Source organism: Nocardia acidivorans NBRC 108247, from assembly GCF_001625085.1.
GTDB classification, from domain to species: domain Bacteria; phylum Actinomycetota; class Actinomycetes; order Mycobacteriales; family Mycobacteriaceae; genus Nocardia; species Nocardia acidivorans.
Genome location: NZ_BDAW01000017.1, coordinates 111,579 through 123,449 on the forward strand (window position 1 = coordinate 111,579; position 11,871 = coordinate 123,449).

Annotated in this window: 12 protein-coding genes; 11 read left to right on the forward strand and 1 reads right to left on the reverse strand. The window is 67.9% G+C overall.

Going from position 1 to position 11,871, the window contains the following annotated elements; genetic code table 11:
• Positions 1-67: 67 nt before the first annotated feature.
• The 10 genes from NA10_RS11480 to NA10_RS11525 all read left to right on the forward strand — a co-directional run bounded on the left by NA10_RS11480 (position 68) and on the right by NA10_RS11525 (position 7,726).
• Positions 68-454, forward strand: a complete 387-nt coding sequence (locus tag NA10_RS11480) for a VOC family protein (protein ID WP_067567025.1) — start codon at positions 68-70, stop codon at positions 452-454.
• 75 nt (positions 455-529) lie between these two features.
• Positions 530-1,741, forward strand: a complete 1,212-nt coding sequence (locus NA10_RS11485; protein WP_084514534.1) for an inorganic phosphate transporter — start codon at positions 530-532, stop codon at positions 1,739-1,741.
• Positions 1,728-2,021, forward strand: a complete 294-nt coding sequence (locus tag NA10_RS11490; RefSeq protein ID WP_067567027.1) for a hypothetical protein — start codon at positions 1,728-1,730, stop codon at positions 2,019-2,021. The genes NA10_RS11485 and NA10_RS11490 overlap by 14 nt, the downstream gene beginning before the upstream one ends.
• Positions 2,022-2,046: 25 nt before the next feature.
• Positions 2,047-2,397 carry a DUF3349 domain-containing protein gene (locus NA10_RS11495; RefSeq protein WP_067567029.1) on the forward strand — a complete coding sequence of 117 codons (351 nt, stop codon included), beginning with the start codon at positions 2,047-2,049 and terminating at the stop codon, positions 2,395-2,397.
• 101 nt (positions 2,398-2,498) lie between these two features.
• The gene (gene menE, locus NA10_RS11500) at positions 2,499-3,629 is read left to right on the forward strand and encodes an o-succinylbenzoate--CoA ligase (protein WP_067567117.1); all 1,131 of its coding nucleotides are present in this window, start codon (positions 2,499-2,501) and stop codon (positions 3,627-3,629) included.
• A 110-nt stretch (positions 3,630-3,739) separates the two neighbouring features.
• Positions 3,740-4,750, forward strand: coding sequence for an ATP-binding cassette domain-containing protein (locus tag NA10_RS11505; RefSeq protein WP_067567031.1), 1,011 nt, complete (start codon positions 3,740-3,742; stop codon positions 4,748-4,750).
• Positions 4,747-5,586, forward strand: coding sequence for an ABC transporter permease (locus tag NA10_RS11510; protein WP_067567033.1), 840 nt, complete (start codon positions 4,747-4,749; stop codon positions 5,584-5,586). The genes NA10_RS11505 and NA10_RS11510 overlap by 4 nt, the downstream gene beginning before the upstream one ends.
• An 88-nt stretch (positions 5,587-5,674) precedes the next feature.
• On the forward strand, positions 5,675-6,064 hold the full coding sequence (locus NA10_RS11515) for a hypothetical protein (RefSeq protein ID WP_157556379.1): 390 nt from the start codon (positions 5,675-5,677) through the stop codon (positions 6,062-6,064).
• Positions 6,065-6,137: 73 nt separating this feature from the next.
• Positions 6,138-6,878, forward strand: coding sequence for a DsbA family protein (locus NA10_RS11520; RefSeq protein WP_067567037.1), 741 nt, complete (start codon positions 6,138-6,140; stop codon positions 6,876-6,878).
• Positions 6,875-7,726, forward strand: coding sequence for a cytochrome c biogenesis CcdA family protein (locus NA10_RS11525; RefSeq protein ID WP_067567039.1), 852 nt, complete (start codon positions 6,875-6,877; stop codon positions 7,724-7,726). The genes NA10_RS11520 and NA10_RS11525 overlap by 4 nt, the downstream gene beginning before the upstream one ends.
• Before the next feature lie 7 nt (positions 7,727-7,733).
• Here NA10_RS11525 and NA10_RS11530 read toward each other — a convergent pair whose 3' ends face one another.
• Entirely contained in the window at positions 7,734-11,297 is a 3,564-nt protein-coding gene (locus NA10_RS11530) for an AfsR/SARP family transcriptional regulator (protein WP_067567041.1), read from the reverse strand.
• Positions 11,298-11,377: 80 nt separating this feature from the next.
• Between NA10_RS11530 and NA10_RS11535 the strand changes: the two genes are divergently transcribed.
• Complete coding sequence (locus NA10_RS11535; RefSeq protein WP_067567043.1) at positions 11,378-11,833, forward strand: SRPBCC family protein; 456 nt, start codon at positions 11,378-11,380, stop codon at positions 11,831-11,833.
• Positions 11,834-11,871 lie beyond the last annotated feature (38 nt).

An 11,871-nucleotide genomic window follows, 5' to 3' on the forward strand; every position in this document is an offset into this window, starting at 1 on the left:
AGGGAGGGAAGAACCGGGACTTCGGGGCCGCGGACCCGGCCCCGAGCGAAGCGGAGGGGCGGAAAATATGGAGATCTTGAGCAGTCGCCTGATCCTGCGGCCGGTCGACTATCAGCGGACGCTGGAGTTCTATCGGGACACCCTCGGGCTGGCGATTGCCCGGGAGTATCCGGGGGGCACGGTCTTCTTCGCGGGACAGGGGTTGCTCGAGGTGGCGGGACACGGGCGGGGCGAGGGTCCGGCGGGTTTCGCGGGGGCGATCTGGTTACAGGTGCGCGATTGCGCGGACGCCGCCGCGGAGCTCGCCCTCGCGGGTGTGGTGATCGATCGCACGCCGACGCTGGAGCCGTGGGGTCTGGTGGAGATGTGGTTGCGCGATCCGGATGACGTGCCGATCGTGCTGGTGCAGATCCCGGCGGACCATCCGATTCGCCGCGATACCCGAAAGCCTTAGCACGGGAGTAACTGTGAGGCGTGTCGGGGGGCACCGGTTAACGCGATATGAACGGCGTAGCGCAAACTGGACCGCGTGTCTGCCGAACTGCTCGTTCTGCTGATCGTTGTTCTCACGGCCCTGGTATTCGACTTCACCAACGGATTCCATGACACCGCGAACGCGATGGCCACCTCTATCGCCACGGGTGCGCTCCCCCCGCGAACAGCTGTACTTCTCTCCGGCGGGCTCAATCTCGTCGGCGCGTTCCTCAGCGTCGCGGTCGCCGCGACCGTGGCCGAGGGCATTGTCGACCTCTCCGAGGTGAGTGGGCGCGCCCTGCTCGACATTGTTTTCGCGGGTCTGGTCGGCGGCATTCTGTGGAATCTGTTCACCTGGCTGCTGGGTTTGCCGTCGAGTTCCTCGCACGCGCTCTTCGGCGGTCTGATCGGCGCCACCATCGCCGCGCTGGGCTGGGACGGGGTGATCTGGGCCGCGGGCAGCAAGGGCGTGCTCGCCAAGATCATCATTCCGGCGCTGGCCGCACCCATCGTGGCGGCGCTGGTCGCGGCGCTGGGCTCCTGGGCCGTGTACCGCATCACCGGCCGCAGCAATGAGAAGACGGTGGAGAACGGATTCCGCTGGGGCCAGATCGGTTCCGCCTCCCTGGTCTCCCTCGCGCACGGCACCAATGACGCGCAGAAGACCATGGGCATCATCTTCCTGGCGCTCATCGCACACGGCTCGGCCAAGGCCAGCGATCCGCTGCCGCTGTGGGTGATCGTCTCCTGCGCGGTCGCCATCGCGCTCGGCACCTGTCTGGGCGGATGGCGCATCATCCGCACGCTCGGCAAGGGTCTGGTCGATATCGCGCCGCCGCAGGGCTTCGCCGCCGAATCCACCAGTGCGGCGATCATTCTCACCTCGGCGCACTTCGGCCTGCCGCTGTCCACCACGCAGACCGTGACCGGATCCATTCTGGGTTCGGGCATCGGACGACCCGGTGCGGAGGTGCGCTGGGGTGTGCTGGGCCGCATGGTGGTGGCATGGGTGCTGACCCTGCCGCTGGCCGGTGTGGTCGGCGCGGTCTGCTGGGGGATCCTGCACGGCATCGGCGGCACCGCCGGTGTGCTGGTGGTCTTCGCACTGCTGATCGCCATGGCCGCGCTGATCTGGCGGCGCTCCAAGCGAACCCCGGTCAATTCGCACAATGTGAACGCGGACTGGCAGGCCGAGCACACCGCGACGCCGCCCGGGAACACCGCGGCGGTGCGCAGCGATGACACCGTCGGCAATGGAATCGGATAGGAGCGACGCCGTGCACACCTTCCTGTCCAATATCAGCGATCTGTGGCGGGTCACCCTGGCCGCCTTGGTCTTCGGGGCCGGACTGCCGGTCATATTCGCCTTCGGCATCCGCTATCGCGCCCGGATCGACGACGGCGCGACCGGTTCCACCCGTACCGTGGCGGTCGCGATCTCCGCCCTCTGCTTCGCCGTGGTCATGATCGCGGTGGCGGTCGGTGTGCTCTTCATCGCACGCGGCTTCCTCGCGACCCGGCTCGGCATCCATCTGCTCGGCGCGTGACGCCACGGAAGAGAAAGGCACACTGGTGACCACTCCGGAACAGCCGAACTCCGATCCGGCTCGCACCCCGCCGCGCTCGAATGTGCTGCAGAAAGTCCTGGACTGGCTCAAAGCCGGGTATCCGCAGGGCATTCCGCAATCGGACTATGTGGCGCTGCTCGCGGTGCTGCATCGGCGGCTCACCGATTACGAGGTGCACCTGGTGGTGGAGGAGCTCGTCAGCGAGCGCGTCGCCACCGGTGAGATCGAGCGCGCCGATATCGAGGCCGCCATCTCCCGAGTTGCCAAGGAACAACCCGGCGAGGACGATATCGCTCGAGTGGCCTCCCGGCTGGCAGCCGGTGGATGGCCGCTGGCGACACCGACGTCCGACTGACCGATCCATCATCTACCCCGGGCCACGGACCCCACAGGTGCACGGCCACCCCACGACATGACACGATCGCGAACGTGAGCAATACCCTCCGCACCCTGCCCATGCCCACCGGTGCATCGGTAGGCGATGTATTGCCGCACCTGCGGGAAGCCCTCGAGGGCAACGGCCCCGCATGGCTGCCCGTACCCACCGCCGACCGCCGCGAAGCCCAGCGCCTGAGCGGCAGTCTGCGCCCCGGCGAGGAGATCGACGATGCGGTGGCGCTGGTGGTCACCACCTCGGGCACCACCGGAATCCCCAAGGGGGCCATGCTGTCCGCGGCCGCGCTGCGCGCCAGCGGCGAGGCCACGCACGACCGGCTCGGCGGACCCGGACAGTGGTTGCTGGCGCTGCCGACCCATCACATCGCGGGCATCCAGGTGCTGTTGCGCAGCATTCTGGCGGGCACCGAACCGGCCGTGCTCGATGTCTCGGACGGTTTCCTGCCCGAGGGGCTGGCCGCGGCCATCGGCGGTATGCGCGGACCGCGCCGCTACACCTCGCTGGTGCCGACCCAATTGATCAAGGCCCTGGACGAACCGGTCGCCGCCGCGGCGCTGGCCGAGCTGGACGGGGTGCTCATCGGCGGCGCGGCCACCCCGAAACCGGTGCTGGAGCGCGCTCGCGCCGCGGGTATCACGGTGTTCCGCACCTACGGTATGAGCGAGACCTGCGGCGGCTGCGTCTACGAGGGAATTCCCTTGGACGGCACCGAAGTTCGCATCGAGAACGGGCGGGTGCTGCTGGGCGGGGCCATGCTCGCCGACGGCTACCGCAACCAACCCGACCATCCCGCCTTCGCCGAACCCGGCTGGTTCCGCACCGAGGACGCGGGCAGCTTCGAGAACGGCGTGCTGACGGTCACCGGGCGACTCGACGAGGCCATCATGACCGGCGGCCTGCTGGTCCTCCCGCAGGTGGTCGAGGCCGTCCTCATCACCCACCCGGCCGTCTCCGAATGCGTGGTCCTCGGTCTCCCCGACGCCCGCCTGGGCCAGCGCGTGGTCACCGCCATCGTGACCGCCCCCGGTGCGACGGCCCCGACCCTGGAAGAACTCCGCGAACACGTGGTCGCCGAACTCGACGCCATCGCCGCCCCCCGCGAACTCGCCGTCCTCCAGGAACTCCCACTGCGCGGCCCGGGCAAGCCCGACCGCGCCGCCCTACGCGAATACCTCACCTCCACGAACTGATCCCCGATTTCCGGGAGCGCGCGATCGCGCCACGCCTTGCAAGCGGCCTTGCGCGCTTGCGCAATAGCCGTGCAAGTCGCGTGTAAGGCCGGGTCCGCAGAGTGTGTGTCATGACTTCTTACACACCTGCTGAGGCACTCGCCATCGAGGCGAATGACCTGGTCAAGATTTTCGGGGAGCAGCGGGCTGTCGACGGCGTGAGCCTGGCGGTTCCGCGGGGCGCTGTTTACGGCGTGCTCGGCCCCAATGGAGCCGGTAAGACCACCACCATTCGGATGCTCGCCACGCTGCTGCGTCCGGACGGCGGCAGTGCCCGCATCTTCGGTCGCGATGTGCTGACCGAGCCCACCGCGGTGCGCTCACTGATCGGTGTCACCGGTCAGTATGCGTCGGTCGACGAAAAGCTCACGGCCACAGAGAATCTCATTATCTTCTCGCGACTGCTCGGACTGTCCAAGGCCGATGCCCGCCGCAAGTCCGCCGAACTGCTGGAGGAGTTCGGACTCCAGGAGGCCGCCAACAAGGCGCTGGAGAACTTCTCCGGCGGTATGCGCCGCCGCCTGGATCTGGCCGCCAGCCTGATCTCCACTCCCCCGCTGCTGTTCCTGGACGAGCCGACCACCGGTCTGGATCCGCGCACCCGCGCCCAGATGTGGGAGACCATCCGCCGCCTGGTCCGCGAGGGCTCGACGGTGCTGCTCACCACCCAGTACCTGGACGAGGCCGATCAGCTGGCCGACCGGATCGCGGTCATCGACCGCGGCAAGGTCATCGCCGACGGCACCTCGGACGAGTTGAAGGGTTCGGTCGGCCTGTCCGCACTGCAACTCACCCTCGCGGATCGCGAGCGCATCGAGCAGGCGCGCACGCTGGTTTCGGAGTACCTGTCCCGGGCCGAGGGCAAGATCGTCGAGGCCACCGTCTCCCCCGAGGCGGGCCGCATCACCGCTCCCCTGCCCGATCCCACCATCACCACCGACATCCTGATCCGGTTGCGCGAGCACGATATTCGGGTCGAGGAGATCAACGTCAGCAAGCCCAGCCTGGATGAGGTGTTCTTCGCACTCACCGGACACGGCGCGGAAGACGACACCATCGATACCGAAGAGAGCGCGGCATGACCACCACACTCACCGCCCCCGGCAAGCACGCGGCCGTCAGCACGGCCCCTATTCCCGAGGTCAGCAATCACATCAGTCTGAAGAAGACGATGCAGAACTCGCTGACCATGGCCTATCGCGGCCTGCTCAAGATCCGGCACAATCCGGAACAGCTGTTCGACGTCACCGTGCAGCCGATCCTGTTCACCGCCCTGTTCGCCTTCATCTTCGGCGGCTCGATCGGCGGTAGCGTCTCGGCCTATCTGCCCCTGCTGATTCCGGGCATCCTGGTGCAGACCGTGGTGCTGACCTCGGTCGCCACCGGCACCCAGTTGCGCGAGGATATGGACAAGGGCGTCTTCGACCGCTTCAAATCCCTTCCCATCGCCCGTATTTCGGCACTCTCGGGTGCACTGCTGGCCGATATGGTGCGCTACGGCCTGGCGACCACGCTCACCGTGATCGTCGGTCTGGCACTGGGTTACCGCCCCGCGGGCGGTGTGGTCGGCGTCGTACTGGCCGGACTGGTCGTGGTGTTCTGCTCCTTCTCCATCAGCTGGATCTGGGCGCTGGTCGGCGTCACCGGTAAGAGCGCGGCCTCGGTGCAGGGCATCTCCATGATGATCATGTTCCCGCTGACCTTCATGGGCGGCACCTTCGCACCGGTCGGCAATATGCCCGGCTGGCTGCAGAGCCTCAACAAGGCCAATCCGGTCTACTACATGGTCAATACGGCCCGCGAGCTCATGAACGGGACCGGCGTCACCTCCAACCTGGCCTGGTCGCTCATCGGCGGCGTCGTGGTGATCATCGTCTTCGCCCCGCTCGCACTGCGCGCGTACATGCGCCACGCGTGAGCTGAACTCCATCCCGATGCCCGCCCACCGGATTCCGGTGGGCGGGCATTCTGCCGTGCGTTCAGGCACGCCTGTTATGGTCGATCCGGTGAATTCCCATCCAGCCCCGCGCAGCCGAAAGTCATTTCGGCTCTCCTGCGCCGCGCTGTTGACGGGATTGTTCGCACTGGTCGGATTGATCGTCGCGGTCGCGGATTGGGGCTCGGCGCAACAGATTTCCGTCCAGGCGGTGACCGCACCGGTCGATACCGCAACGAATACGCACGCGCCCTTCTGCGAGCGGCGCGATCAGCCCGGACAGGATCCGCTCGGGCAGGTGGCGGCCCCACCGCGCGCAGCCGGAGATCAGCTGCTCACACCGGTATTCGCGCTGATTCCGGAACTCCCTGTCACCCGGCGGCTTTCGTACGACATCACCCCGCGCGGGCCCACCGTGCCGGTGACCTCACCCCATCTGACGACGGTGCTGATTATTTAGGAGACCGGCGTACAGCCATGTCTTCAAGCACATTTGACGTCATTCAGGACCAAAACAGTCCAGGGGTATTCGCATGTCCAAAGTAAGTAAGAACAGTAATAGAGGACTCTTGGCCGGAGCCGCCGTATTCGCCGCGGTCTGCCTACTCGCCATTGCCGCTTTCCAGCTGATCGGCGGCAATGGCAAATCCGAGACCGAGGCCGCCGGTGCGCGGACCAATCCCCTGTTCGCCGAACTCGCCAAGCTGGGCCGCCGGGAGGCGAACGACCCACTTGCCCTGGGCAAGGTCGATGCCCCGGTGGTGATGGTCGAGTACTCGGATTTCCAGTGCTCGTTCTGCCGCACCTTCGGCCGGACCATCGAGCCGAAGCTCATCTCGAAGTACGTCGAACAGGGTGTATTGCGCATCGAATGGCGCAATTTCCCTATCTTCGGCCAGGAGTCCGAGAACGCGGCCCGCGCCGCCTGGGCCGCCGCACAGCAGGGCCGGTTCTGGGAATTCCATCACGCCGTGCAGACCGGTGCGCCGGAGAAGAAGAACACCGGAGCGCTCACCCCGGACCGGCTGGCCGACTTCGCCGAACAGGCGGGCGTACCGAATATGACCAGGTTCCGCGCGGATCAGGAATCTCCCGCGGCCGCGGCGGCGGTACAGCGTGACGCCGCCGAGGCGTACTCTCTGGGCGCGTCCTCCACCCCGACCTTCCTCGTCAACGGCCGACCGGTGCTGGGCGCACAGCCCATCGAACAGTTCTCGGCCGTCATCGACGCGGCGGCGAAGGCCGCGGGGAACAACCCGGAATATACGGAATGAGCGGCACCGTAGGCTTTTTCGCGGCCTTCCTGGGCGGCCTGCTGGCGCTGGTGAGCCCGTGCAGTGCGCTGCTGCTGCCGAGTTTCTTCGCGTACTCGTTCGGTTCGCAGGGCAGACTGCTGGGCCGCACCGTCATGTTCTATCTGGGCCTGGTCACCACCCTGGTACCGCTCGGAATCGCGGGATCTTTTGCGGGGCAGCTGTTCTCGAATAATCGGGAGCTGCTGATCACCATCGGCGGCTGGACCATCATCGGTTTCGGCGTACTCCAAATCCTGGGCCGCGGTTTCGCTTTCGGCTTCGCCCAGCGCGCGGCCGCGAAGCAGGGACGACCCGAGCGTTCGGGTGCGGTGTATCTGCTCGGCCTGGTCTACGGCCTCGCCGGATTCTGCGCCGGACCGGTTCTCGGCTCGATTCTGGCGGTGGCGGCGGTCGGCGGTTCGCCGGTCGAGGGCGGATTACTGCTCGCGGTCTACGCGCTCGGTATGGCCGCCCCGCTGTTCGCACTGGCTTCGCTCTGGGACCGTTTCGGTCTGGGTCAGCGAAAGTGGTTGCGCGGCAGCAGCTTCCATCTGGGTAGGCTGGAGTTGCACACCACGTCGCTGCTCTCGGGGGTGTTCTTCATCCTGCTGGGCGTGGTCTTGCTGCGCTTCGACGGCACTGCGGCGCTGCCGGGCCTGCTCGGCGCGGATACCGAATTCCATGTGGAGGCAACGGTGCAACGCTTCGGCCGGGCCGTCTCCGATACCACCGTGCTGCTGATCATCGGCGCGGCGGCGCTGGCCGCGGTGGGCTGGCGACTATGGCGCGCGGAGGCCCGCACCCGCGAATACGCCGAGAAGGACTGATCTAGGTTCAGCGGGTCCGCTGGAATTGGCCGAACAGCTCGAAGATGCGCGGCGGCGCCGTGCGGCGATTGAAGGGCGCCGCCGCGCGCACCGCCGCCGCCATTCGTTCCGCACCAACGGCGGTCTGCTGGAATTCCCGATGCCGCTCCCAGTGCATGGACGGATAGTCCTGGCGCGGAAAGACTTTCGGGGCGAGAGCGAACAACTCCAGACCCAGATCGGAGCCACCGTCGACGGCGAGCAGATAGGTTCCGACCGCGGTGGCCACCGCGCCGATCTGCGGCAGATCCCGATAGTGCCCGAGCTTGGGCAGCGCTGATTCCACCAGCTGATCGACGAGTTCGGCCACCGCGCCGGCCCGGCCGTGCAGCACATGGGCGTCGATCACCGCCGAGGCCGTCATCAGGTCGCCGGGTCCGGGCGCGACCATCCCGTGCGGCCAGGCCATCGCCTGGAGCGACTGCCGGTAGCGGGCCAGTCCGGCGTCGATATCGCCCTCGGCCAGTTCGATCTCCGCCAATCCGGCGATGACGGTGGCCCGCCGATGATTCGGCTGCGCCGGGGCGCTCATATCGGCCGGATCGACACCGACGCCCGGCAGCACCGGCATCAGTTCCCGGCGGGCCCGCTCGACCTGACCGCAACCCACCAGTGAGACGGCGAGATAGCTGCGGATCTCGATGCTCTCCTCATAGGCCTGCAGTTTGACGAAGATCTCCGCGGTGCGCTCGTAGTACGCCACGGACCGGGCATAGCGCGCGGACTGCCCGTACATACCGCCCAGATGCTGGCACACCATGGCGGTGCCCCAGAGATCGTCCTGTGCGCCATCCTCCAAGGCGCGCACCGCGTCTCGAATGGAGCCGTGCACATCGCCGGTGTTCTCCCGGGTATTGGCGCGCAGCAGCAGCGCCGCGACCCGGGTGTGCACATCCGCCGAACGCACCCCGTCATTGAGCTGGCGGGCGAGTTTGCGGCTGTCCAGCGGGATGGCGGCGGTCGTGCCCAGGAAACGGAAGACCGGGCTCAGCGAATCCCCGGCGCGCACCAGTCGCCTGATGCGGGTGCGCACGCGCATCAGATCGCGATAGTCACCGCTGGTGTCGTCCATGTACATCAGGTGCAGGCCCAGGATGAGCTGGCCGAACATCTGCAGATCGGCTTCTTCGGTGCTGAGCGGGCCGGTACGCAGCGGCATATCCGCGATGCGCCCGGTCCAGGCGAGCAATTCGAGGTGTGCGCCGCGCATCACCCACAGCAGGGCCAGCACCGGGTACACCGCGTGCACGGCGACGGCGTCGCGGCCGTCGACGGCGTAGCGCAGCACCGCGTTCAGATTGTCGACCTCCGAGGCGACGCCGAGCACCACCGCGACCTGATCGTCGGTGTGATAGCGGCGCGCCGATTCGATCGCGAATTCCCTTGCCCAGCTTGCCATTCGGTCCATCACCCGGTCGGCCTCGCCGGTGGCCACCAGCTGTTCCTCACCGAATTCGCGGACCGTCTCCAGCATGCGATAGCGGGTGCCGTCGTATTCGGTGTCGTCGGATTCCAGCACGGTGAGCAGGGATTGGCCGACCAGGCCGTCGACGGCGATCGCGGCGTCGATATCGCCGTCGGCGAGGATCGCCTCGGCGGCGGCGAGGGTGAATCCGGCCGGGAAGCGGCACAGTCGGCGCAGCGCGGTGCGCTGTTCACCATCGAGCAGATTCCAGCTCCACTCGATGACCGCGTGCAGGGTGCGATGCCGCTCCGGTGAACTGCGATCCCCGCTGCGCAGCAGGGCGAAGCGGTGATCGAGGCGCGATTCGATCTCCTCCACGCTCATGGTGCGGGTGCGCGCGGCCGCGAGTTCGATGGCCAGCGGCAGTCCGTCCAGGGTGCGGCAGAGCCGGGCCACCACCTCGGGGTCCAACCGCACCGAGGGTCGTACCGCGCGGGCGCGCGCGATGAAGAGTTCGGTGGCCGGGGAGCCGTGCGCGTCGATGGTCAACGGCGGCAAAGGGTATACCGTTTCGGCGGTGATTTGCAGCGGGGCCCGGCTGGTGGTGAGCACCGTGAGCTGATCGCTGGAGCCCACCAGATCGGCGACCAGCTCGGCCACCGCATCCACCAGATGCTCGCAATTGTCCAGAATCAGGAGCATCGGCCGGGAAGACAGCGCCTCCCGCAACCGGCGGCCCATATCCCGGTGCTGATTGGCCCGCAGGATTTTGGTGTCCCGGCTGAATTCGCCCACCCCGAGTGTGGCCGCGACGGCCGCCTCGATCTCCATCCGGGTTTCGGTGCCCCCCGCGGGATCCGCGCGCAGCGAGGCCAATTCGACCAGCGCCACCGCCCGCTCGTGTGCCACCCGCGCGCCGAGTTCATTGGCGACCCGGGTCTTGCCGGTTCCACCCGGTCCGAGCACCGTGGTCACCCGCGAGACCTGCAGCAGCGCCTCCAGCGCGTCGATATCCGCCTCGCGGCCGAGCAGCGGATTCGGCGCGGCCCGCAGTCCGATCGGCCCGCCGACAATCTCCGCGGCCTCGGCCCGCGAGGACACCGCATAGCTCGCCGCCGCCGTCAGCTGGGGCAGACTCCCCGCGGTGGTCGGCCCCGCCCACGACGCGGGGGCGGCGGCGGACCCGTCGCCGCGCGGCGATTCGCGCAGGCTCGACGATTGCCGGTGCTTCCCATACGCCGCAACGGAATTCACCTGAGGGATCGCGCCCGGATGATCCACCACCACCGGATGGCTGTCCCGCGACGGTCCGGCCGCACGGGAACCGGGCAGTGGTTCGCCGCGCAGCAGCGCGGTATTCATGGCGGTGAGCGCCGGACCCGGATCAGCGCCGAGCTGGTCGACGAGGCGAGTGCGCAGCGAGGCGAAGACATCCAGCGCCTCATTACCCCGCCCGGCCGCCGCGAGCAGCCGCATGAGCATGGCGTGCGCGGGCTCGTCGAAAGGCTGGGCGGCGGCCGCGGTGCGGGCCAGCGCGATCGCCCCCGGCAGGTCGCCGAGGGTTTCGCGGGCCTCGAGTTCGAGCGCGTCCAAGGCCCGCCGGCGGGCGCTCGCGATTTCGGACAGTTCCTCGGCGACCGCACCCGGCGGCAGGTCGGCGCCCGGTTCACCGCGCCACAGCGCGTTCGCCGCGGCGATCAGCGCCAGGCAGGTCTCGTCGTCCCCGGCGGTATGCGCTTGGCGCGCTTGGGTTTCCAGCTGCTGCGCCAGCGTCAGGTCGATCTGGCCGGCCCCCAGCACCAGGCGATATCCGGCGGGTCCGATCTCCAGCGCGCCCTCGGGCAGGGTCGAACGCAGCCGGGAGACCTGGGTGTGCAGCGCATTCATCGGCGCGCGCGGCGGATCCTCACCCCAGACCTCGTCGATCAGCGCCTGTGCGCTGCGACTGCGTCCCGGATGCGTGGCCAGCGCCGCCACCAGCAGGCGCGCCCGGGCCCCGGGTACGGGTGCGAGACCACCGTCGCGCCGTACGGCGATCTCCCCCAGCAGCGCGAGAAGGACCGTGTCGCCGACGGGGGCTCGCCGGGTGGTGCCGGCACCGCTAGAACTGCCTGTTTCCGAAAACATTCCTCGCCAATCGTAGGTGAGTGCCGCCGGGGGTGCCTGATTCGCCGGATACGTCGGTGCGGTCGCCTACCCTGAAGATCATGACCGACTTCGACATCGTGCGGGAAACGGTCATCAAGGCCGATCCCGCCCGGATCCGAGCACTCGTGAACGACTTCCACCAGTGGCAGCAGTGGTCGCCGTGGGAGGGTCTGGATCCGACCATGGAACGCACCTTCAGCGGGGGCGAGCGCGGTATCGGCGCGCGGTACGCCTGGAACGGCAATCGCAAGGCCGGGCGCGGCGATATGGAGATCACCTCCGAGACCTCGCAGGCCGTCGGCATCCGGTTGAACTTCGAGAAGCCGATTCGCAATACCAATCAGGTGACCTTCGAATTCATCGCCCGGCCCGAGGGCACCGCGGTCAGCTGGCGCATGACCGGTCAGCGCGGCGGGCTGATGGCGCTCATGGCCAGGGTGCTGCCGATGGATCGGATGATCGGCAAGGATTTCGAGAAGGGCCTGGCCCAGTTGAAGGCCACCGCCGAGGCGTGAGGACGTACCCGCCGCCACACCGACGGGTACCGCCGGAC

Bases quoted from the DNA above. Each gene is read 5' to 3' on its own strand.
- NA10_RS11480 (WP_067567025.1), top strand. From the start codon at position 68: ATGGAGATCTTGAGCAGTCGCCTGATCCTGCGGCCGGTCGACTATCAG.
- NA10_RS11490 (WP_067567027.1), top strand. From the start codon at position 1,728: ATGGAATCGGATAGGAGCGACGCCGTGCACACCTTCCTGTCCAATATC.
- menE (WP_067567117.1), top strand. From the start codon at position 2,499: ATGCCCACCGGTGCATCGGTAGGCGATGTATTGCCGCACCTGCGGGAA.
- NA10_RS11505 (WP_067567031.1), top strand. From the start codon at position 3,740: ATGACTTCTTACACACCTGCTGAGGCACTCGCCATCGAGGCGAATGAC.
- NA10_RS11510 (WP_067567033.1), top strand. From the start codon at position 4,747: ATGACCACCACACTCACCGCCCCCGGCAAGCACGCGGCCGTCAGCACG.
- NA10_RS11520 (WP_067567037.1), top strand. From the start codon at position 6,138: ATGTCCAAAGTAAGTAAGAACAGTAATAGAGGACTCTTGGCCGGAGCC.
- NA10_RS11525 (WP_067567039.1), top strand. From the start codon at position 6,875: ATGAGCGGCACCGTAGGCTTTTTCGCGGCCTTCCTGGGCGGCCTGCTG.
- NA10_RS11530 (WP_067567041.1), bottom strand. From the start codon at position 11,297: ATGTTTTCGGAAACAGGCAGTTCTAGCGGTGCCGGCACCACCCGGCGA.
- NA10_RS11535 (WP_067567043.1), top strand. From the start codon at position 11,378: ATGACCGACTTCGACATCGTGCGGGAAACGGTCATCAAGGCCGATCCC.